The organism is Xenorhabdus cabanillasii (assembly GCF_003386665.1).
GTDB lineage: Bacteria > Pseudomonadota > Gammaproteobacteria > Enterobacterales > Enterobacteriaceae > Xenorhabdus > Xenorhabdus cabanillasii.
The window spans coordinates 2410575-2433810 of record NZ_QTUB01000001.1; the positions used below are offsets into that span (position 1 = coordinate 2410575).

The following is a 23236-nucleotide window of genomic DNA, read 5'->3' on the forward strand; positions in this document are numbered from 1 at the left end:
GGGAGCCAACTCTAATGCAACTGCGAAAAACACTCTTGGTTGGGCTGGTTGCTTCTGTTCTGCTGGCAGGTTGCTCAAGTGAACAGGATACAGTAATAATGTCCCCACTACCAAAGGTTGAAAATCAATTCAATCCGCGTGTAGTTTGGGATAAGTCGGTCGGCAATGGTGTTGGTCACTATTACTCTCACTTATCGCCGGCCTGGCAAGGTTCAACGGTTTATGTTGCTGATCGTCATGGTATCGTTAAAGCATTTGAGATAGACAGTGGTAAAGAGTTATGGTCAACGGATCTGTCTGAGAAAACAGGGTTGTTATCATCTCGTCTGCCGGCGCTACTGTCTGGTGGTCTGACTGTATCGGGTGATCGTCTGTATGTCGGTACAGAAAAAGCAAAAGTTATCGCATTGGATTCCACAAACGGTAAGGTTGAGTGGGAATCTCAGGTTGCCGGTGAAGCATTATCTCGTCCGGTCGTGAGTGATGGCCTTGTTCTGATCCACACCGGTAATGGCATGTTGCAGGCCCTGAATGAAAATGATGGTTCTGTTGCCTGGTCAATCAATATGGACACACCTCCGCTATCTGTCCGTGGTGAATCAGCACCAGCTATAGCATACGGAGCAGCAATTGTCGGTGGTGATAATGGCCGTATCAGTGCTGTTCTGCTTTCTCAGGGGCAGTTGATTTGGCAGCAGCGTATCTCTCAGGTGACAGGGACAACTGAAATCGATCGTCTGAATGATGTTGATATGACCCCGGTCATTTCTGATAATGTCATTTATGCTATTGCTTATAACGGCAACTTAGTGGCGATGGATATGCGTTCCGGCCAGATTATTTGGAAGCGTGATCTGGGCTCTGTGAATGATATGGTTGTGACCGACAACAATATTTTCATTGTTGATCAGGACGATCGGATTTTATCTTTGCGTAAGAGTGATGGGGTAACAATCTGGTCTCAAAACAATCTGTTACACCGTAATCTGACTGCACCAGAAATGTATAATGGCTATCTGGTTGTAGGTGATGGAGAAGGTTACCTGCACTGGTTAAGTATGGCTGATGGGCAATTTGTTGCTCAACATAAAGTCGATAGCTCTGGCCTTTTGAGTCGTCCTGTGATTGCCAGTGATAAGCTGATGGTACAGGCGAAGGACGGAGCGGTTTACCTGTACACTCGCTGATATGCTGATATACAGAAAACAGAAACAGAATTTGTTTTAATGCTATATACCAACCGATTTCAAGTTGCATCGCGATGGAAAGCAAAAGGTGATTTGAAAAATGGAGGGGATAGCGATACTCACACGGCTCCTGTGCTGACAGGGGCCGTGTCGTCTTTTTAGTATCTTGCGGTTGTGAGAAGAAAGATTTGGTAGTGACGAACTTCAAGTGGTTCTTTTTTTGCAGGATATCGATTTAAATCTAGTCATGAGGCATCAAAAAAATGATACCTGTCGTTGCGCTGGTTGGGCGCCCCAATGTCGGAAAATCTACCTTATTTAATCGTCTAACCCGAACCAGAGATGCGTTGGTAGCGGATTTCCCCGGTTTAACCCGAGACCGTAAATATGGACGGGCGGAAGTTGAAGGGCAAGAATTTATCATCGTTGATACAGGTGGTATTGATGGAACGGAAGAGGGCGTAGAAACACAAATGGCTGCGCAATCTCTGATGGCAATAGAAGAAGCAGATATCGTCCTGTTTATGGTCGATGCCAGATCCGGACTGATGCCTGCTGATCACGCGATTGCAAAACATTTGCGCAGCCGTGAAAAATCGACTTTCTTAGTCGCAAATAAAACTGATGGTATTGATATTGATATATCTATTGCCGAATTCTACTCTTTGGGACTAGGGGATATATATTCTATCGCGGCAGCTCATGGGCGTGGCGTGACTCAACTGATTGAGCGTGTATTGTTACCTTTTTCTGAGAAAGAAGAAGGCGCAGAAGAAATTGAATTAACGGAAGAAGAAGCTAATGCCGCTTACTGGGCTGAAATGGAACAGGCTGAATTAGTGGTTGAAGCTGAACAGGAAGAGGATTTTGATCCGACAACATTGCCACTGAAACTGGCTATTGTTGGGCGCCCGAATGTGGGCAAATCCACGCTGACCAACCGAATTCTGGGGGAAGAACGAGTCGTTGTTTTCGATATGCCGGGAACAACCCGTGATAGCATCTATATCCCAATGGAGCGTGATGGTCGTGAATATATCCTGATTGACACAGCGGGAGTTCGCAAACGTGGTAAGGTGACAGAAGTGGTGGAAAAGTTCTCTGTCATCAAAACACTTCAGGCCATTGAAGATGCAAACGTTGTGCTGCTGGTGGTTGATGCGCGCGAAGGCATTTCTGATCAGGATCTTTCCCTGCTTGGTTTTATTCTCAATAGCGGCCGTTCTTTAGTTATTGCGGTTAATAAATGGGATGGCATGAGTCAGGATGACAAAGATCACGTCAAAGATATGCTGGATCTGCGTTTAGGGTTTGTTGATTTTGCCCGTGTTCACTTTATTTCTGCATTACATGGCAGTGGCGTGGGTAATCTGTTTGATTCGATTCTGGAGGCTTATGAAAGTGCGACCCGTCGCATTAATACTTCCATGCTTACACGCATTATGCGTATGGCAGAAGAAGATCATCAGCCTCCGATGATACGTGGACGCAGGGTGAAAATGAAATACGCCCATGCCGGTGGGTACAACCCGCCTATTGTTGTGATTCATGGCAATCAGGTGACAGATTTACCTGATTCTTATAAGCGTTATTTAATGAATTACTTCCGCCGCTCTTTAAAAGTCATGGGAACGCCTATCCGTATTCAATTTAAAGAAGGGGCTAACCCTTATGCTGATAAGAAAAATACTTTGACTACTTCACAGCTTCGTAAGCGTAAACGTTTGATGGCGCATTTGAAAAAACGGTAAATAATTAAATAAACATTAATAAAATAAAGAGCTAGAAAATAGCTCTTTATTTTAGAAAGTGACTGATAATAAATATCTGAGCTTATTATTTCTTGGTTTATGCTCTGTTAATGTTAGATGGTTAATTATTTTTCTCTTTATCAACTTGAAGTTTATCTTTTGCTCGTAACGGAGGATTTGTAGCTGATTGTTTCATTAAACTCTTAACGTGATCTAATGTTCTTAGCACGTGTTCTTTATCATTCTCATCACAATTTTTTGCAATATGTTCCAGTAAATGGGGAGGAATTATACTGGGTTGATTTGTTACATTACACATAATATATCCAACTTGTTAGTTTGTTAGCCTGGTGTCTGTGGTCTATCTTTTCTAGCTTAAATATTAGCCAAAATAACCATATCAGTCACTAACAAAAATGTAAATTTTTACCCTCTCATTTTATAAGTTGTATGTGTGACAAGTGGATGAAATATCTGGTGATATATTATTGAGAAAATTTATCTAATTAAATCAGAAAATAAATTCATTCAGCAAAGATGTGATGAAAAAACATGATGATATGGGAGGCATAAAAATATATGGAAATAAAAGCAGGGTTTTCCCTAACCCTCAGGTTAAAAATATTATTTTTTATTGTTAGCGAATAACACCTACTTGGCTCCATGCGTCAGTAACAAAATTTGAAATGCGTTTGCCAAAGAGTTTGTATGCATTATCAACGGTTAAGTTAGCAAAATCATTAAAATTTGCTTTATTAGATAATCGCCTGTCTGTTAGTGTTTCATACCAGATTTTGCCTGCCCGCTCCCATGAATACCCTCCGAGCTCAACTGCCAGTAGGTAGAATGCTTTGTTTGGAATACCCGAATATTTATGAACACCACCATTATCATTTGACAGAGGAAGTTCCTGATATTGATTCATGTGCCCAATCTGATCATCGTGTGAATATGCACTTCCCGGATATTTAAGTGAACGTAAAGCAATATTGGGATCATTATAAGGGTTAATTTTAGGCCCGAATATTCCCTGGCCTATCAGCCAATCAGATTCATTGGCTTTCTGGTTATTGGTAAATTGTTTTACCATCACACCAAATACATCTGAAATAGACTCATTAAGTGCACCAGATTGATAGGCATAATCGAGATCTGCTTCATATTGAGTGACACCATGTGTTAATTCATGTGCTGTGATATCAATACAAGATGTAAAACGATTAAAATACAGTTTCATTCCATCACCAAAAACCATTTGGTTATTTGCCCAAAATGCATTTGCATAGCCTTCTAGATAATGTACTGTAGCAACTAATTTGAGTCCTTTATTATCTATTGAATCACGACCAAAAATTTCTTTATAAAAATTATAAGTGTTGCCGAGATGTTCGTAAGCTTCATTGACGGATATATCTCTGCTTTCAGGAGTGTCCTCAAATCGAATTATTTTAGTGCCTGGGTATAAATCTGTGTTTTCGGCATCGTATATTGCTCTGTTTAACTTTTTATCAGAACCTGGATTATATTTTAAAGATAGATTCCCCATTGCGGTGTAATTATTTATCAGATTGTAAGTATGATCTAATGTTTTTAAGAGAGATGGCTTATCCTGTTCATCACAAATTTTAATTATATATTCAAATAAGTTTGGAGGAATAATGCTGTGTGTTTTATTTTTGCACATAATAATACCCCGGTTTATTTTTTGAATGTTGTATATTTTTTGGGACCCCATTTAAATTATTAGCCTAATTTACGAGGTTTTCTACTAACTAAATGCTTTTTTTCTCTTCAAAATGCATTAATTTATAAATATAAAAAAGGGCCAAAACAGGCCCTTTTTTTTAGTTTAATGATAAATTTGGTTTTATTTTAGAGATGCTTGTTTGATATTATATTAATATCTTTATTGATCATCGTCTGGCAAAAGTACACCTACTTTATTCCAGCATTCATTGGTGATGAGAGAGACTTTTTTGCCAAATAACTTTTCTGCATTGTCAATCGTTAATGTGGCAAAATCATCAAACGTGGCATCTGAAGATAACCGGTCATCCAATAAAGTTTCATACCAGATTTTACCAGCCCGTTCCCATGAATAACCTCCCAGAGCAATTGCAAGCAGGTAAAATGCCCTGTTAGGGATACCTGAATATATATGAATACCTCCATTATCAACAAAAATCGGCAGTTCTTCATATTCATCCATGTGACCAACCTGCTTATCTTTAGGAAATGCTGAGCCTGGTTTTATAAATGAACGAAAAGCGATATCGGGCTTATTATCTGGATTGAATTTGGGCCCCAGTAGCCCTTTTCCCAATAGCCAGTCGGATTCTTCGGCTTTCTGGTTATTGGCATACTGTTTTACCATGATGCCAAACACATCTGAAATGGACTCATTCAGGGCACCAGATTGATAAGCATAATAGAGATTAACTTCATTCTGAATGATACCATGAGTTAATTCATGTGCTACAACATCAATCGCTGAGGTAAAGCGATTGAAATATTGCCCATCGCCATCACCAAAAACGATTTGTTTTCTGGACCAGAAGGCATTTAAGTAACGTTTACCATAATGCACTGTGGCAACTAACTTGAGTCCTTTGTTATCAAGTGAGTTTCGGCCAAAAATTTTGTTGTAGAATTCATAAGTTTTTCCAAGGTAATCATAAGCCTCATTGACAGCAATATCCTCACTTTCAGGCATACCTTCACTGCGGGCTAATTTTCCTCCGGGAAATTCTTCTTCCTGTTCTGCATCATAGATAATTCTATGCAGTTTTGTTTTTTCATCAGATTCAATATCAGAGTCCTGCTGTAAAATATCGTCTACAGCCGTGATATTCATTAAATCGTAGACATGATCTAACGTTTTTAATACGTACTGATTAGTACACTCATCACAATTATCAGAGATTTGCTCTAAGACAAATGGAGGGATTAAACTGTATCTATTAATTTCATAAGTATTCATAATTATTCCCCTATTTTGTCAGTGCTGTATTTGTTCTTTGGGCGCCCATTTGCATACTATCTATAATTTAAGTGATAGTCATTAGGGGGAATATTGACGTTTTATAGCAGGATATTGCTAATGAAAAATGATAAATAAATTTATTAGTCTATTGATATGAAAATTAGATTTGGATATTTAACTAAATTTTTTTGAATGGTGATGAATACCCCAGCGACATAGTTATTTATGTTTCTGGGGGTAATTCTGTATTGTTTTATTATATCCAATCTTTTTTTATCAGAAATGATGAGTATAATTCTGCTTCTGGAGAATGTGGTTCAGGAGAATAATTGTATTCCCAGCGAACCAGAGGAGGCATGGACATAAGTATAGATTCAGTTCGCCCACCACTTTGCAAACCGAATAATGTTCCTCTATCCCAAACTAAATTGAATTCGACGTAACGACCACGGCGATATAACTGAAACTGTCTTTCACGTTCTCCCCAACTGATATCCTTTCTTCTTTCGACAATAGGTAAATATGCAGTCAGGAAACCATGGCCTACAGTTTGTGTGAAATTAAAACAAGTATCAAAATCGGGAGTATTCAGGTCATCATAAAACAATCCACCGACACCACGTGGTTCATTACGATGTTTAATAAAGAAGTAATCATCACACCACTTTTTATATGTAGGATAAATATCATCACCAAAAGGCTGACATAATGTTTTGGCGACAGTATGCCAGTGAATAACATCTTCTTTAAAACCATAATAAGGCGTGAGATCAAACCCGCCACCGAACCACCAGACAGGCGTTTCACCTTCTTTTTCTGCAATGAAAAAACGTACGTTAGCGTGGCTGGTCGGAACATAAGGGTTCAGGGGATGAATAACAAGAGAAACCCCCAGGGCCTGATAGCTGCGGCCAGCCAATTCAGGACGGCGAGCAGTCGCTGAAGGAGGCAGAGAATCTCCTGTCACATGAGAAAAATTCACACCTGCTTGTTCAAAAATTTTGCCTGATTTCAAGACGCGACTGCGACCTCCACCGCCTTCTTCCCGTTGCCAGCACTCTTCCATGAAATGGGAATGACCATCAAGGTGTTCAAGTTGCTTACAGATTTCATCCTGTAATGAGAGGAAAAAATTCTTAACTTGAGATATATTAGGTATGTTCATGATTAAGGTGTAACCAATTGATATTAAATGAATAAGTATTGTTTTTAACCTGGGCTGTTTTCGTTTGTTTATATAATTGTTTATACATAGAACACTGAACGAGCCTATAAACAAAACATAAGATAAGAACAGTGTAAGAGAAAAGGAAGGAAAGGATAAGAGTGAATTTGTGTTCAATAAAGAAAGATTAGTACATAACATCACCGATAGTTGAAAGGGTGACGCGGGCACTGGTAGAAACATCCTACCAAGTGTTCTTAGCTCAGGAATGCGAAGCCCTGACCACTGGATTTTGCCAGTGGCGGAGCTACCTTAATGAATTGATTTATCAAATTCAATAAGTGAACCAGTAAAACAGCTTAACTTTTTGCGTTATATTCCATCAAACGTTTTAACTAGCTGTTGCTGTTCACTCAAGGTAAAGGCCAAAACTCATCATAGATACGATATGTAGGTCAATACATTTAAATACTCTACCTTATGAAAGGAGGGTGTTAATACAGTTTCTTGTTTGACGTCTGTGTCCAGATTCCGGAGAGTTCGATATGGAATCAGCAGCAGAGACTGTTATCTATACTCATTTAACTTCAAGATGCTGGTTTATGATGATTAATACTTATTTTAAATCAATGTAATACAAGTTATTCATCATGCATCTTCAGGTTTATTGAGTATATATTGCATGGCTGGAACAGCCAAAGATAAGAACAGGGGCGGATTGCCCCTGATTTTATCATTTATGAGGTTACTTCCTGTAATTGATAAGAAAATACCCTTCCTTTAGACGCAAATTCAGGAAGTTTTGGATAACTTGCCATATTTGACAAGTTGTTAATAATGGCGCCGTCTGATGCAAAAGCATTTAAAATTATACCCCTTGAATAAGGGGCAAATGCTATGTAAATATCATAGTTATCACCGGAGGTATTAACGGTTGCTAAACTAGTGGGAGCGCCAGTATTGGTTATGTACATCACGGCATTGATTCCGTGAGGTTTACTGTTTCCCGTTCTTAAGACTATATTTGCAATAGAGCATTGCCCAGGATATCCAATGTTGTACCCTGAGCCTCCTATTATGTTAATATTAATAGTGCTTGGTGTACTCAGCGTGGCCTCCATTGTGACCTCGGCAATTTTAACCCAAGCTGCGTCATGAGCTGTTAGGTGACCAGTATATTGTATACCTTGTACTGCGTTTTTTGCCCTCGTTACTGTCTCAGATAAACCAAGATTGTTCACAAATGCTTGTTTATCAGAAATATCCGCTCCATTTTGATTTTTAGCTAGCCTATTTTCGGCATTGGTATTGGCATCGATAGCATTCTGATTTGCGGTGGTTGCCAATACGTTGACTTTGCTGATATGAGAATCAGTTTCTGCTTTAGTATAGGCTCCAACATCCTCTGCTTTAAGGGTGATATCAGCGGATAGAGCATAGCCATTAACTTTACGTCCAATGGGAACTCGGTCACTGGTATTATTGTTTGCAGCATTGGCTAGATCATATGCCGCTTTCACTGCCTTTGGCGTTGCTGCCATAGTTTCGCTATTACTATCGACATCATTACTCAGGACAACAAATCCCTTATCTTGCAGTGTTGCATTTGGATGGTTGCGGCTCTGTGCGTGTTCTTCAATGGATTCTTTGACATATTTCGGAGTTGCAACAATAACCAGATTGCTATCTTCGGAAACAGGTGCATCAGGCTTCTTATCTTGCATAGTAATTCCCTCATTTAATCAACAATGCACATTGCGAAGTAATATGAAGGCGGTGGAATACTTCTCCGCCTGTGAACATCAATAAAATCAGCTCATCAATACTGGAGAGTACGGCTTGGCTAAATTCAGCTGGTTAATATTTGGTAAGTTGTATGCTTTGATAGCAGAATGGCACAAAATAACAGATGGTAAATAGTAAAATTTATCAAATAACTGATGACACTTAGTGCTATAAAGGTGATATATCCCAGAAAGTGCTTGTATTCTTTGCTGTACGTGGTTTTCACCGTACAGATCCGGCGCATGACCGACTCATCAGTCAGTTGCTGCATGATTTTATAGCCGCCCTTAGACGGAACACCCGTGGATAAGGAGCAGGCTTCGCCAGTCAGGACATAGTGGTGTAATTCGAGTAGTTTTTTCATGGTGTCTTATGGTTATTCATTTTCCTCAAAGACACTATTTAATACTATGAAAAATAATTAAAAAACCTCTAAACTTTAGAGGCTAAACAGGCGAAAACATAATGACAGAATATTTACAAATTTTTTCATTTACACAGTGATAAATCTTTTACATAGGTGGTTGGTGACATCCACGATAGTTTAGCACATGTCAGATAACCATCATTTTTTAACTTATAATCAACATAAAAAGAGATAGGAAAACCAATTATAAATGATGCAATCATCAACCTACTCAGATATTTAACAATTATCTTGTTAAATTTAGGTAGTCTATCAAATATAAAGAAAAAAATAGATCCTGATAAGGAGTAAAATATTATAGGGAAAGATAGAATGCTTATAATAACTGCACCGGAGAATGTTATTTCATCTTTCATTAATACTAATGAAACAGCAGATTTAATAATGAAGTACATCAGAAATGTAAGGAATAATAACAATATTATTCCACCCAAAATAGCGGTTTTAGCCATATCCATTGTTATGTTGCCGATAAAATCAGCTAAAGTATATCAGGATAGCGCCCAATGGTAAGGCGGTTTAGCTTTTACCATCAAGTCGATAGGTAAAAATCCAACTAATACCACCAACTTTGGATGCTTTTGCACTCAATCCAGTACCATCGGCAAAAAACTCAATATTATCCCTTTCTTTTCTGTGCAGGTTTTTAAGTTTTTTATCACTGAGCTCGTTTAGTTCGGCAGCCATGATCACCCAAGATATTTATACAAATGTTTATACGCAGTGTGCTGCAAGAGTAGGAAAACGTCAATAATCACTGGAACAATATACAGTTGGTTATGTTATTAATTATTTGATTTTTATATAAAAATAATAAACATGGACAAGCATAAAAACATTAAACTAATATATATTAGGTATATTCATTTCTGCTTTCATTCTGGTTAGTTTATGACGATAGGCAGTATACCTGTTAGTATCAATGAACGCATTTTCATATTGATTCCAAAATGAAAGTAGTGATTATTGTCATTGAACCAATTGCTTATTAAACAGGCTGACTAACTATGGAAATTAGGCTATTTCGGCAAGAAGATTTTGAAGCCGTTATCACACTTTGGGAGCGTTGTGATTTGATTAATTCTGGTGATGATCCAGAACTCGATATTGAGCGTAAATTAACTCATGATGCTGATTTATTTCTGGTTGCTGAAGTGACAGGAGAAGTCGTTGGTACAGTGATGGGAGGGTATGACGGGCACCGTGGTCATGCTTATTATTTAGGCGTTCATCCTGAATTTAGAGGCAGAGGAATTGCCAATGCTTTAGTTTCCCGCCTTGAAAAAAAATTATTGGCGAGAGGCTGCCCCGGTATTTTAATCATGGTTCCAGAGGAAAATGATGCAACAATTTGTATGTGTGAGAAAATGGAATATGATTATTGGGGGCAAGAGCACACCGTTTTTAATAAACGTTTAATTATTGATTAAATGTTAAAGGTAAGTGGCTGAGAAAGGTTATTTCATTCGGCCATTAACCCAATTTCATTTAAACGAATCTCTTTTAAAAAAATTTATTATTTTTCTGGCCGATTTTTTTATTAATTGATGAAATTTTCTCTGATATTTATTTTTTGTAATAAAGAGATCTTTTGACATTAAGAAAGAACGATGTCCGGTTACAGGAATAACCTTAACATTAATGACGCCATTTTTTTCTTTTGAAAAATAATAGTGATCGTGAATCGGTGATTCAGCCTTACTTTCGAGCACCCTACAATTCTGTGCGGAATAAGAGTTTGGAGCGTTTATTTGTTTATTTTCTCGTACTGTATGAGGGAGATTTTGCACGTATTTCTGTACCTGGTTGAAATTAGCCGGGGAAGCTAACTGATAGCATGGTATTTTTGCAATAGTATCTATTACCATAACTTCCGTTATAGCTGTAGAGTTTAAAAAAATCACAAATATCGTAATTATTGTGGCTACCATGAATCTTTGCCATTGATTTTAATGTTTTTTATAATCCAGTTGCGTTTTGGTATGATATCGACCTGTTTATAAACAATTGCACAATGATTTTTACAAAGTTGTGCTAAATAATTTGACCAGAAAATAAGGTAAAAAAAAGTAATGAAAAGATGTTTTATATTTAGTTTATTGTTTAAAAAGAGGGTTATGACAATCAGTGGCTTAATAAGTGGTTCATTATTATTGACTGCTTGTGCAGGAACATCTGAATTTTCATGGTCTTCCATATCACCTTTAAACTGGTTTTCGAGTCACTTCGAGGTATCTGACCAAGGTGTAGGAGGGATAAATCAGCAGACAGATATGAATTTATCTGCGATTCAACAAGGGCTGGAAGGCAAGTATCGCCTGCGTAATGGCATGGAAATGCAGCATGGAAAACTAGTCAATATCGTACAGGGAATGGAAGGTGATCAGGTCAAAATTGAATTATCTGGTTTGAATAATGGCAAGGTGGATCATATTGATATCCTGGATGAAAACATTAAGACAGTCTGGGGAACAAAAATCGGAATGCCTTTTTCTGAACTGTATGACAAAGCCTATGGTGCTTGTCAGCGTTCTGGCAGTTTAGCTATGCAATCGGCAGTTGTTTGTGCTGCACCACAAAGCCAGCATGTCAGCTATATATTTACGGGAGCATGGAATGGCCCAGAGGAGTTAATGCCTTCAGATGATGTACTAAGGACGTGGAAAATCTCTCGTATTATCTGGAAAGCTGAATGATAAATACAAAATAGAAAGTTTGGGGAAAAATTTTGCTGACGGTCATTTTTTAACACTATCTAACTGGGGAAAGCTGTAAAAAGTAGCGTTTTTTATAGCTTATCTCGTTTCATCATTTCTCATAAAAATTCGGTATATAAAACAGAGGGCAGTAACCTATCCTGTTATAAATATTCTGGATACAGTATGGAGCAATCGTTGTTAAATGGTGTGACAGATAAGGTGTTGAATGAAGACAGTGGTAAATAAAAAGATATGGAGCGGATTGTTTTCCGAATCACTATTTACTGTATTCCTTATAGGGAATTTCAACGCCTATATTTCCAGTGTAGATGTAGTCGCATTGCAGGAGCATTCTGGTGAAAACCCATGTCAACTCGGACAGTATGCCGGCTCAATCATTGATGGAAGGGCATGATCCATGTTTGTTGCATCCAGTAAACGTGTATTACCCGGATTTGGGTTGAGTTTGGGCTGTAGTCTTTTTTATACCTGCCTGATCCTGTTATTGCCATTGAGCGCTCTGGCCATACAACTTTCCAGTATGAGCTGGGCAGAATATTGGCAGGTGATTGCAAATCCTCAGGTTGTAGCAGCCTATCAGGTCACTTTGCTGGCTGCTGCAATTGCCAGTTTGTTCAATATGGTTTTTGGCATGTTAATGGCCTGGATACTAACCCGCTATCGTTTTCCCGGACGTAATCTGCTTGATGGATTGATGGATTTACCCTTTGCTTTACCGACAGCGGTTGCGGGGTTAACGCTGGCAACACTATTTTCTGCAACCGGATGGTATGGTTCCTGGCTTGGTAATTTTGATATTAAGGTTGCGAATACCTGGTTGGGTATTGCGGTTGCAATGGCATTCACCAGTCTGCCTTTCGTCGTCCGTACCGTTCAACCAGTACTCGAAGAGTTAGGCCCGGAATATGAGGAAGCAGCCCAGACATTGGGGGCAAGTCGCTGGCAGACGTTTAGGCAGGTGATCTTGCCGGAACTTTCACCTGCACTGATAGCGGGCACGGTACTTTCTTTCACGCGAAGTCTGGGGGAATTTGGTGCGGTCATTTTTATTGCAGGCAACATCGCGTGGCAAACTGAGGTGGTTTCCCTGATGATCTTTGTACGATTGCAAGAATTTGATTATCCGGCAGCCAGTGCGATTGCTTCAGTGATCCTGGCAGTATCACTGCTGTTGCTATTTAGCGTCAATTTATTGCAAAGCCGCTTTGGTAAACGGATCGGAGGGCAATAATGGCTGAATTTTTCGGATATACACTGATGCAGCGCTCCTCAATAAATTGGGGTAAATGGGTATTGATTAGTTCGGGGATAATCGTTTCCGTCTTGTTATTGGTAATTCCGATAGCGTGGATTTTTCTGACCGCTTTTTCACAAGGACTCGATATCCTCGCACAGAATCTTCTTGATCCCGATATGCTCCATGCCATCTGGTTAACCGTGCTGATTGCATTGATCACAGTACCCATCAATCTGATTTTTGGTGTGGTAACAGCGTGGCTGGTAACCCGGTTTCAGTTTCCCGGCCGGCAATTATTACTGACATTAATCGATATTCCATTTGCAGTTTCCCCTGTTGTAGCGGGATTACTTTATTTGTTGTTTTACGGTTCTAATGGCTGGATGGGTGAGTGGCTTGGGGCTTATGACATCCAGTTAATGTTTTCTTGGCCGGGTATGGTATTGGTTACGGTATTTGTGACATGCCCGTTTGTTGTCCGTGAATTGGTGCCGGTAATGTTAAGTCAGGGTAATCAGGAAGATGAAGCCGCAATATTATTGGGTGCTTCTGGCTGGAAGATGTTTTGGCGTGTGACATTGCCGAATATTCGCTGGGCATTGCTGTATGGCATTGTTTTGACTAATGCGCGAGCAATTGGTGAGTTCGGGGCTGTGTCTGTGGTATCAGGCGCGATCCGAGGAGAAACCTACACATTGCCTTTGCAGGTTGAACTGCTGTATCAGGATTACAACACTGTTGGCGCATTTGTGGCGGCGGCTTTATTGGCAGTGATGGCGATTATTACGCTGATTGTCAAAAGTGCTTTGCAGTGGCGTTTAAGCCGTCAGTAAGTGGGAGTCATAAGTGGAGGTCAATGGCAGAATATGAGTATTGAAATCAGCAAAATCAGTAAATCTTTTGGTCGGGTTCAAATACTGAATAATATTTCTCTGGATATTGAATCCGGTGAAATGGTTGCTCTGCTTGGCCCGTCAGGCTCCGGCAAGACGACGTTGTTGAGGATCATTGCAGGGCTTGAGCAGCAAAGTGCAGGGCAGTTGAAGTTTCATGGTCAGGATGTCAGCCAGGTACATGCAAAAGATCGGCGGGTGGGTTTTGTTTTTCAGCATTATGCCCTGTTTCGTCATATGAGCGTATTTGATAACGTTGCTTTTGGTCTGACGGTTCTTCCCCGTCGTCAGCGTCCCAGTGGAGAGACACTTCGCAGTAAGGTAATGTCTTTACTCGATATGGTTCAGTTATCTCATCTTGCAGATCGTTATCCATCACAACTTTCTGGTGGTCAAAAACAGCGAGTGGCTTTAGCAAGAGCATTGGCTGTTGAACCGCAAATTCTCTTATTAGATGAACCCTTCGGTGCTTTGGATGCTCAGGTTCGGATGGAATTGCGTCGTTGGTTACGTGAGTTGCATGAAGAATTAAAATTTACCAGCGTATTCGTCACTCATGATCAGGAAGAAGCAATGGAAGTGGCGGATCGGGTTGTGGTGATGAATCAAGGTGCTATAGAGCAGGTTGGTACTCCACAGCAAGTATGGAAAGAGCCGGAAAGCCGTTTTGTACTGGAATTTATGGGCGAAGTGAATCAGTTACACGGTGAGATCAAAGGCTCTCAGTTATGGATTGGCGGAAAAATTTTCCCATTGGAGGTGATGCCATTACATCAAGGGAGTGTTGATGTTTTCTTGCGTCCGTGGGAAATGAATCTCAGTACACAACAAACAGCATCTTGCCCTTTACCGGTTAAGATTGTGGAAGTGAGTCCACGAGGGCATTTTTCCCTGTTGTCTGTTCAGCCGATGGGGTGGGGAGAAGAGAGTTTGTCGGTTATCTGGCCGGATAATTCTTTGATTCCGGCGAGAGGAAGTCAATATTTTATTGGCGGAAAGAATGCTCGTTTGTATGAAGGTAATTCATCATTAAAGGTACTGAAACTCGCTGAATCCGCCTGATTTTTTATTACTCGCACAACCCTGGGTTTCCCCTGTTGTCTTGAAGGATACAGGGGGTTTTTTTGCTTAAGAGCTTGCGACAGTTTTCTGAATACGATTATTCTGTTGTTTATTCTCATACGATTCAGGTAGTACTGTGGCAAGCTTAGAAAAATTTATCGGTAATACCCCGTTGGTTAAATTACAACGAATTACTGAAGGAGTAAATGCGGAGATTTGGGTAAAACTGGAAGGCAACAATCCTGCTGGCTCTGTAAAAGACAGAGCAGCACTCTCAATGATCCAGCAAGCAGAACTACGGGGAGAAATCTCACCGGGAGATGTTCTTATTGAAGCAACGAGCGGCAACACAGGCATTGCGTTGGCGATGATTGCTGCGGTAAAGGGTTATCGGCTTAAGTTACTGATGCCTGAAAATATGAGCCATGAACGTCAGGCGTCTATGCAAGCTTACGGCGCTGAACTGATTCTGGTCAGCGAAGAGTTGGGAATGGAAGGTGCACGGGATTTGGCGCAGCAAATGGAGCTGAATGGTGAAGGAAAGGTTCTTGACCAGTTTAATAATCCTGATAACTCGCTGGCGCATTTCAAGACAACAGGGCCGGAAATTTGGCAGCAAACACAGGGACGTATTACCCACTTTGTCTCCAGTATGGGAACAACCGGTACTATTACAGGTGTGAGCCGCTATCTGAAATCTCAATCAAATGAGGTACAGACGACGGGGCTACAGCCAGCAGAAAACAGTCATATTCCCGGTATCCGCCGTTGGTCGCCTGCTTACATGCCGGGTATTTATCAGAAAGATCTGGTGGATCAAATCTTAGATATTACGCAACAAGAAGCAGAAGCAATGATGCGATTGCTGGCACAGAAAGAAGGAATTTTTTGTGGTGTTAGCTCTGGAGGTGCTGTTTCTGGAGCACTGCGCATTGCGGCTGAAAATCCAGGTGCAGTTATTGTTGCGATTATTTGTGATCGTGGAGACAGGTATTTGTCTACCGGGGTATTTAGTTAGCTCTTTTTTTATTTTTTACTTTCCTCTCCATACTCAAGCTGTAGTTTTGTTGACTATGCTACAGCTTGAAGTCGGCTGAACATCTTCCGTGCTCCATCAATAACCTCTTATCAGAAGAGCGAGAATTAACGATGGGATGGGTAGCTATATTAATTGCTCTTATTAATATTTATGTTATCCAAGAATGTATTTTTTCATTTGGATTAAGCTATAAGCTTCTTATTAAGAATAATTTAATGAATATTTTATATTATGGAAAAAGAGGTTCATTGTTATTAACCTGTTTTTAACTGTCTGATTTATTAAATGTATATTCTGAATTTTTATTATTTTGGGTGATTACATTCCCGTGCGGTAGCTATAAGGCCTTAAGTTTTATATTTAACCTGAAAATTAACCTATTACTTAAATCATCAAGATAAATATTACGAACCAAATTTCTATAAAATGAAACTTACAAAGGGGAGTCGTGATGAATATATCTGAACGTAAGACGTTATTATCTGAATATCTCTGTAAACTTTATTTGTGGTTATTTGGCGGAAATGTCCAGTAGTCTGCTTGCCTCTCAACTTATTTACTCCTCAGCGACAAAAGCCAAAGAACTCAGGGATGAAGATGCTCTTGAAAAAAATACTTCAGGCCAGACTTTTCGTATCACAGGAAGCGGGAGTGAGTACTGCAAAAGCAGTTCAGATCCATGGTGGTTACGGTTGTGATGAGATGAACGGTATCAGCCGGTTTTATCGCAATGCAAAAATTTTTCAGGTTGTTGAAGGAAGTAATGAATTGCAAAAAATGCTGCCTGGTAAGTAAATTTGTACTCAGTACAGCTATAACGCTGCACTGACTTATCCATAAAAGATCACCAATAAAAATATGCGGACTCTGTTTTTTTAATCAAAACGAGGGGTCACATCATGAATAATCGATCAATTTTTAGATTGGCCCGGTCACAACAGGCCATTTTTAAAATGGAGCTGTATAACCTCTCCGGGTATCAATTTTATTTTGGCGGGATCACGCGTTTACGAGGAGATATTTCTCTGGAGCGGATTGCGCGTGCTGCTGAACACGTCCGCAATACGCAAGATATTTTTCGCATCGGATTTATTAATAAAGCGTTGCATGGACAGCAAACAGAAAGTGAAGCATTGGCAACCGAAGCTACAGAAATGGAATGGTTCGGTATTCGACACGATCGCCCCCGGGCAGAAGTAGAGAAAGCCGATTTCAGCGAATATCCCAATCCTAAAGAAGAGTTTGAATGTTGGGTCGAGCGTCAGCTATTGGTGAAAGAGGATTTATCACTCACACCAGTGAAGATCTTTGCTGTACGTTTTCAGCCTGATCAATCAGGCTGGTTTTTAAAAGCTCACCATGCTGCGCTGGATGGGATAGGAGTGGCTATATTGCAGAGTCACCTGATCAAAGAATTGGAACAAGAAAACCCGGATTCAGCAATCAAACAAACCGAATCCTTTTTACTCTCCAATGCTGAGGAAGAACAAAATTATGAGTATTCCCGGCGTTTTGAAAGAGATGCTGCGTATTGGCAGGGGATTTTTGGAGAAACTTCGCCAACAGATGTCCGAAAAATATCCCGCCGTTATCCGATAGGTGATTATCGTGGAGCAGAACCACGCTCCATGCGGATAGAAGCAGCTGTGTCCCAATCGCAAAATGAGATATTATTCCGCTTTGAAAATAGTGGTGGTTCTATTTTCAGATTGTTTTTCACTGCGGTTGCTTATACGCAAATGGTGATTGAAGATAGCAACTGTGTGTTATTACAGGCACCTATTGGTAATCGCTGGAGCAGGGAAGAGAAACAGACTATCTCAATGGGAGTGGCACCTGTCTTGGTGCCTGTGTTTCGTCAGGATGGACAGACAGCCGCAGACTGTTACCAGATCCTGCAAAAACATTTGCAAAAAGCACTTATACACTCACGTTATGCGCCCGCGACCCGTTGGGGAGAATTAGCATCACCGGACTGGAAGCAGATCATTCCCGTTTTTGGTGTCTCTTACCAAACAGGTAAATTTCAGAAAACCAGCAGTTATACGGAAACAATAATTGAACACCGTCAGGCCGTCGAATCTCTGTTTGCTACCATCCATCTCCATGACCGTTTTGCAGATGGTTATTTGGCGATTGAAGCTGATTTCCGCAGAATATGGTCACCCGAACAATGTCATGCCTTTCTGCAAACTGTGCTTAATTATGCAGTAGATATTGCGGTTGAGGTTATGACACAAGAGCACACCGATCATCATCCGGAAGAGCATTATACCTCTGACGAATGTTCGGCAGAGCCAATAGGTGTTCATTTACTTAAAGCATTTGAATGTTATACGGATAACGCTTTATTTAGGCTAAACGGAGAAAATAGTGCGTTTACTTACCATGAGGGTTTACAGTGGATGCACCGTTTCAGTATGCGATTGCATGATATGCATACTGATAATAAACCTGTACTCATCCTGGGCAGACGTACCCCTGAAACAGTACTGGCTTATCTGGCATGTCTGATTAAAAACGTAACGGTTGTGCCTGTCTGCCCCACGACAACCCCGACAGAAAGACTATTAACTATCATCCGTAATTCCGGGGCTTCCCTGTGTATTTACACCGAAGCTGAGCAAAACTTAGCTGAGACACTGAATTTACCTTTGCTGCGGATTTCTTTGCATAAGGGAGATAGCGCTCAGAAAAGGATCATTCAGGAACAGATTGCCTCGACGTTGTATTCCTCAACATCGTATTCTGAAATTCAGCATACATCCTGTAATCCGGCTTATATTCTGTATACCTCCGGCTCGACGGGAGAACCGAAAGGCATTGCCATTTCTTCTGTTGCATTGGCTAACTATGCGCTGGCAGCGAAAGCAGCATATGCTGCTGAAATTCCATTTAACACGCCTCTGTTTACTTCCTTTGGGTTTGACCTGACGCAAACCGCTATCTTAGTGCCCGTTTTGTCAGGAGGATTTATCCAACCCCATGAACAAGATATTCGTGATAACCCTGAATTGTTACATACTCTGCTCACCGATGAATCTCTGACAGGTGTTAAATGCACACCATCCCATCTGTCTTTGTTGATCGAGCATGGTATATCCACCAGACAACACCCACTGACTTTTGTTGTCGGCGGTGAAAACCTGCCAGCTTCGTTGGTGAACAAAGCCCTGGATTGTTTGCCGTCAGGCAGTGAGATTATCAATGAATATGGGCCAACGGAGGCTACAGTTGGCTGCTGTATTTATTCAGTAAACAGTATTTATTCGATAAACAATGATTCTGCAAGCATTGAGGAAGAAAAAAACGCGCCTGCTCTTATTACGCCGATTGGTACAGCACTGGGTAAAGCAGAAATATCGATCAGGGATCGTTGGGGGCAAATTATGCCCCGTGGTTTTCGTGGGGAAATCTGGATTAGCGGGCCTGTACTGGCAGATGGCTATCTGAACGATAGCGTTCAGACAGAAGCAAAATTTGTGTTCAGTGCGGATAAACAATGCCGTTGGTATCGTACAGGGGATTTAGGGGTGCAGGATGAACAAGGCATATTCCACTGTATCGGGCGTATTGATGATGAGTTTAAAGTGCGTGGTCACCGGATCCATCCGGTGGAAATTGAAAAAGCCGTGGAAGATGTGCTGGCACAGTTTGGTCAATCAGAGGATCATAATCGGCAGTTAAAGGCATTGAAATTAGTCATTGATGAAGCCGCAGGCATAGCGGGTTATGAAACTATTGCCTTGTGCAGTAATCGACCAATCCCGCATGAAAGTCACCAATTCCAAAATAAATTAAAAGAAAAAATAGCTGAGTCCTGGTTGCCGAATCTGTATTGCACTGTGCAACCCTGGCCAATAAATGCTAACGGTAAGGTTGATATAGCGCTGCTTACCTCCGTTGCTGAAACTTACCGCAGGTCATTTATTGATGTTGCACAGTGTGTATTAACTGATAAACAGGCAGCCGATAAAAAAACACAGCAACAGGCCGAAAACTATAATCTGCCTTTATGGCTGGATGAGGAATTTCTCAGGCCAGTTTGGCCTCAGTCTGTGGATCTGACTGTTTCATTTCTTGAACTGGGAGGAGATTCGATCAAAGCAATTCGCCTTGTCGCATTATTAGCGAAAAGAGGCGTTAAACTAGAGATTAAGGAATTGCTGACTTTGACAGCATTAGGTGCAGTATTGGAAGCGGCCTGTGCTGAACAGCCAGTAGGCTGTACAACTGATGCCGCAGTACTGGAAAAGCCATTGAAATCAGAAGACGTATCGTAGGAGTTAATAGCCGCCAATTTAGCCAGTGTTCACTGGTATCAATAAATTTTTTTCCTGCGACATCGGCATTGACGGATATCGAATGAAAGCTGCAAAAAAACAGCAGTAATGTATTGATATCGTGGTCAATTATCTTGATGTGCTCTGTCAGATGTTTCATGTTTGCCCGTTGGTGCGGACAATGGTTGATGCAGGGTATTTGGGGGTATAACAGGTAATAGTTTTATAAGTATTAAGTTTTTTGTTTACCCATAAAAAAATCGCCCTGTTTTATCAGATATCGTTATTGCTTAACCCAATAAAACAGAGGCGATTCATATGCAGCTCATCAATGGCGTTGTTACTTTTTGATGCGCATGATGACAGATTCACCGACGGTCACAGCGCCATTCAATTTAGATAACTCCTTGATTTCATCCATGTTAGAAATAACAACAGGAGTTAAGGTTGACTTAGCTCTTTCCTCCAGAAATGCCAAATCAAATTCTAAAACCAGATCGCCTTTTTGCACACGCTGACCTTCTTCGGCAATACGTTTAAAGCCTTCGCCTTTCAGTTCAACGGTATCAATACCGAAATGAACAAACAGTTCTATCCCGCTGTCTGATTCGATAGAGAAAGCGTGATTAGTTTCGAAGATTTTACCAATGGTGCCATCAACAGGAGAAACAATCTTATTGCCTGTAGGTTTAATGGCGATACCATCACCTACAATTTTTTCAGCAAAAACAACATCTGGAACATCTTCGATATTAACTATCTCACCTGATAACGGGGCGATAATTTCAATACTGCCACTGTTTTTTTTATCATCTGAAACCAAAGATTTCAGCTTATCAAGCAGACCCATAAATCTTCTCCTAATTGTTTTAATGGGACCGTGTTCTGGCTAACGTGCTATTTTGGTTAACGTACTTAGCAGAGAGTTTTTTCTCTGATGAACGTGTCAACCAACTCTATCAATTCTTGTGCGGTTGGCTGAGTCAATGCTTGCTCTGCCAGTGCTTTTGCATCATCGTAATTTGCATTACGGATGATTTTCTTAATACTTGGAATTGATATTGCACTCATACTGAATTCATCCAATCCCATGCCTAAGAGCAATAGTGTAGCGCGTTCATCTCCAGCCAGCTCTCCACACATACCCGTCCATTTACCTTCTGCGTGTGAGGCATCAATAACCTGTTTGATAAGGCTCAACACTGCTGGTGACATTGGGTTATAAAGATGAGAGATCAGCTCATTACCACGGTCTACCGCAAGAGTATACTGAGTTAGATCGTTTGTCCCAATACTAAAAAAGTCAACTTCTTTTGCAAGATGTTTAGCAATGGTTGCAGCAGCAGGTGTTTCTACCATGATGCCGACTTCAATCGATTCATCAAACGCTTTATTTTCATTGCGTAATTGATCTTTGAGCAACATCAGTTCTGCTTTCAGCTCCCGGATTTCCTCAACTGAAATAATCATAGGGAACATGATGCGGAGTTTACCAAATGCGGACGCTCGCAGGATAGCACGCAATTGAGAATGTAAGATTTCTTTACGATCAAGACAAATTCGGATTGCACGCCAGCCAAGGAATGGGTTCTCCTCTTTGGGCAGGTTCATATAAGGCAGATCTTTATCACCACCGATATCCATAGTACGGATAATAACCGCCTGATTACCAACGGCTTCTGCGACTGCTTTATAGGCTTCAAATTGCTCTTCTTCAGTCGGCAGAGAATCACGATCCATAAACAAGAATTCAGTGCGGTATAAGCCTACGCCTTCTGCGCCGTTGCGCTCTGCCCCCGTAATATCGCGAACTGTACCGATATTGGCGCAAACTTCCACTTGATGACCATCCAGCGTGATAGCAGGCAGATCTTTCAGTTTTGCCAGCTCTGCTTTTTCTGACAAATATTCACTTTTGATTTTTTTTAGTTGTTCAATTTCGGAGTCAGATGGGTCTACGTAGATGTGATTATTGACAGCATCTAAGATAAGGTAATTGCCATTTTTTATTTGGGTTGTGGCATTGGTTGTACCCACAATTGCGGGTAATTCCAACGAACGTGCCATGATTGAGGTGTGAGATGTGCGGCCACCTAAGTCAGTAATGAAACCTAGCACTTTATCCAGATTAAGTTGTGCGGTTTCTGAAGGTGTTAAATCATTGGCAACCAGAATAACTTCTTCTGTGATAGAGCCTAAGTCAATAATCGGCATACCCAGAATATTTTTCAGCAGACGTTTACCAATATCACGAACATCGGCAGCACGTTCTTTCAAATATTCATCATCCAGCTCTTCCAGTGCTTTGGCCTGATCTTCGATCACTGAATAAACAGCGGCATCTGCTGTAGTCAGATTTTTCTTTATCAGAGTAATGATTTCCTGTTCCAGTTCCTCATCTTCCAGCAACATGATGTGGCCTTCGAAGATTTCAGCTTTTTCTGCCCCCAAATTTTTTTCTGCTGTATTTTTAATGATTTCTAATTGAGCAGAGGCTTTGTTGCGCCCTTGTTTAAAGCGTGAGATCTCTTGTTCGACTTGTTCAGGAATGATTTTTTTGTGATTGATAATAATGGGATCTTCTTTCAGTAATAATGCTTTACCGAAAGTAATACCTGGTGATACTAAGATGCCTGAAATCATATTATATGACCTTAACTGCGGGTGATTATATTTCTTCATTGCGCCTTCAGAGGGCAGGCTT

General features: G+C 40.6%; 21 protein-coding genes and 2 pseudogenes. 11 read left to right on the forward strand and 12 right to left on the reverse strand.

The features are described from left to right. The first annotated feature begins 14 nt into the window (after nt 1–14). Both bamB and der read left to right on the forward strand, forming a co-directional pair. Nucleotides 15–1187, forward strand: a complete 1173-nt coding sequence (gene bamB / locus BDD26_RS11555) for an outer membrane protein assembly factor BamB (protein WP_038267909.1) — start codon at nt 15–17, stop codon at nt 1185–1187. A 263-nt stretch (nt 1188–1450) separates the two neighbouring features. Then, nucleotides 1451–2938 (forward strand): ribosome biogenesis GTPase Der, encoded by a 1488-nt coding sequence (gene der, locus BDD26_RS11560; protein ID WP_038267912.1) that lies wholly within the window; start codon nt 1451–1453, stop codon nt 2936–2938. A gap of 121 nt (nt 2939–3059) precedes the next feature. Here der and BDD26_RS20515 read toward each other — a convergent pair whose 3' ends face one another. The 8 genes and pseudogenes from BDD26_RS20515 to BDD26_RS11600 all read right to left on the reverse strand — a co-directional run. Further along, nucleotides 3060–3257: a protealysin propeptide domain-containing protein gene (locus BDD26_RS20515; RefSeq protein WP_038267915.1), complete on the reverse strand. Its 198-nt coding sequence runs from the start codon at nt 3255–3257 to the stop codon at nt 3060–3062. A 318-nt stretch (nt 3258–3575) separates the two neighbouring features. Further along, the gene (locus BDD26_RS11570) at nt 3576–4622 is read right to left on the reverse strand and encodes a M4 family metallopeptidase (protein ID WP_115826601.1); all 1047 of its coding nucleotides are present in this window, start codon (nt 4620–4622) and stop codon (nt 3576–3578) included. A 222-nt stretch (nt 4623–4844) separates the two neighbouring features. Further along, nucleotides 4845–5918 carry a M4 family metallopeptidase gene (locus BDD26_RS11575; RefSeq protein WP_115826602.1) on the reverse strand — a complete coding sequence of 358 codons (1074 nt, stop codon included), beginning with the start codon at nt 5916–5918 and terminating at the stop codon, nt 4845–4847. 259 nt (nt 5919–6177) lie between these two features. Beyond that, nucleotides 6178–7086: an oxygen-dependent coproporphyrinogen oxidase gene (gene hemF, locus BDD26_RS11580; RefSeq protein WP_115826603.1), complete on the reverse strand. Its 909-nt coding sequence runs from the start codon at nt 7084–7086 to the stop codon at nt 6178–6180. Nucleotides 7087–7823: 737 nt separating this feature from the next. Next, complete coding sequence (locus BDD26_RS11585) at nt 7824–8810, reverse strand: tail fiber protein (RefSeq protein ID WP_038259618.1); 987 nt, start codon at nt 8808–8810, stop codon at nt 7824–7826. 248 nt (nt 8811–9058) lie between these two features. Beyond that, nucleotides 9059–9220 (reverse strand): annotated as a pseudogene (locus tag BDD26_RS11590) (phage major capsid protein); the annotation flags it as partial. A gap of 140 nt (nt 9221–9360) precedes the next feature. Then, nucleotides 9361–9756 (reverse strand): DUF1240 domain-containing protein, encoded by a 396-nt coding sequence (locus BDD26_RS11595; RefSeq protein ID WP_038259622.1) that lies wholly within the window; start codon nt 9754–9756, stop codon nt 9361–9363. Between the two features lie 29 nt (nt 9757–9785). Further along, nucleotides 9786–9985 (reverse strand): annotated as a pseudogene (locus BDD26_RS11600) (Arm DNA-binding domain-containing protein); the annotation flags it as partial. A 320-nt stretch (nt 9986–10305) separates the two neighbouring features. On the opposite strand from BDD26_RS11600, the gene BDD26_RS11605 reads away from it, so the two are divergent. After that, the gene (locus tag BDD26_RS11605) at nt 10306–10728 is read left to right on the forward strand and encodes a GNAT family acetyltransferase (protein WP_038259623.1); all 423 of its coding nucleotides are present in this window, start codon (nt 10306–10308) and stop codon (nt 10726–10728) included. A gap of 54 nt (nt 10729–10782) precedes the next feature. Here BDD26_RS11605 and BDD26_RS11610 read toward each other — a convergent pair whose 3' ends face one another. Continuing rightward, nucleotides 10783–11229, reverse strand: coding sequence for a hypothetical protein (locus tag BDD26_RS11610; RefSeq protein ID WP_115826605.1), 447 nt, complete (start codon nt 11227–11229; stop codon nt 10783–10785). After that, nucleotides 11223–11495, reverse strand: coding sequence for a hypothetical protein (locus BDD26_RS20180; RefSeq protein WP_232217366.1), 273 nt, complete (start codon nt 11493–11495; stop codon nt 11223–11225). Before BDD26_RS20180 ends, BDD26_RS11610 begins: the two co-directional genes overlap by 7 nt. Here BDD26_RS20180 and BDD26_RS11615 point away from each other — a divergent pair. The 8 genes from BDD26_RS11615 (at nt 11416) to BDD26_RS11650 (ending at nt 20532) form a co-directional block, all read left to right on the forward strand. Then, nucleotides 11416–11994: an RpoE-regulated lipoprotein gene (locus BDD26_RS11615; RefSeq protein ID WP_244922718.1), complete on the forward strand. Its 579-nt coding sequence runs from the start codon at nt 11416–11418 to the stop codon at nt 11992–11994. The genes BDD26_RS20180 and BDD26_RS11615 overlap by 80 nt on opposite strands. Nucleotides 11995–12223: 229 nt before the next feature. Beyond that, entirely contained in the window at nt 12224–12412 is a 189-nt protein-coding gene (locus tag BDD26_RS11620; protein WP_038259628.1) for a hypothetical protein, read from the forward strand. Between the two features lie 3 nt (nt 12413–12415). Then, nucleotides 12416–13249, forward strand: a complete 834-nt coding sequence (cysT, locus tag BDD26_RS11625) for a sulfate/thiosulfate ABC transporter permease CysT (RefSeq protein ID WP_038259629.1) — start codon at nt 12416–12418, stop codon at nt 13247–13249. After that, a complete protein-coding gene (gene cysW / locus BDD26_RS11630; RefSeq protein ID WP_038259630.1) occupies nt 13249–14088 on the forward strand; it encodes a sulfate/thiosulfate ABC transporter permease CysW in 840 nt (279 codons plus the stop codon). Before cysT ends, cysW begins: the two co-directional genes overlap by 1 nt. A gap of 33 nt (nt 14089–14121) precedes the next feature. Then, on the forward strand, nt 14122–15210 hold the full coding sequence (gene cysA, locus BDD26_RS11635; RefSeq protein ID WP_038259632.1) for a sulfate/thiosulfate ABC transporter ATP-binding protein CysA: 1089 nt from the start codon (nt 14122–14124) through the stop codon (nt 15208–15210). Between the two features lie 136 nt (nt 15211–15346). After that, nucleotides 15347–16228, forward strand: coding sequence for a cysteine synthase CysM (gene cysM, locus BDD26_RS11640; protein WP_115826607.1), 882 nt, complete (start codon nt 15347–15349; stop codon nt 16226–16228). A gap of 618 nt (nt 16229–16846) precedes the next feature. Then, on the forward strand, nt 16847–17044 hold the full coding sequence (locus BDD26_RS11645; protein WP_211305471.1) for an acyl-CoA dehydrogenase family protein: 198 nt from the start codon (nt 16847–16849) through the stop codon (nt 17042–17044). A gap of 104 nt (nt 17045–17148) precedes the next feature. Further along, nucleotides 17149–20532, forward strand: coding sequence for an AMP-binding protein (locus BDD26_RS11650; RefSeq protein WP_115826608.1), 3384 nt, complete (start codon nt 17149–17151; stop codon nt 20530–20532). A 340-nt stretch (nt 20533–20872) separates the two neighbouring features. Here BDD26_RS11650 and crr read toward each other — a convergent pair whose 3' ends face one another. Next, nucleotides 20873–21382: a PTS glucose transporter subunit IIA gene (crr, locus tag BDD26_RS11660; protein WP_099136254.1), complete on the reverse strand. Its 510-nt coding sequence runs from the start codon at nt 21380–21382 to the stop codon at nt 20873–20875. Between the two features lie 65 nt (nt 21383–21447). Further along, complete coding sequence (gene ptsI, locus BDD26_RS11665; RefSeq protein WP_115826609.1) at nt 21448–23175, reverse strand: phosphoenolpyruvate-protein phosphotransferase PtsI; 1728 nt, start codon at nt 23173–23175, stop codon at nt 21448–21450. Nucleotides 23176–23236 lie beyond the last annotated feature (61 nt).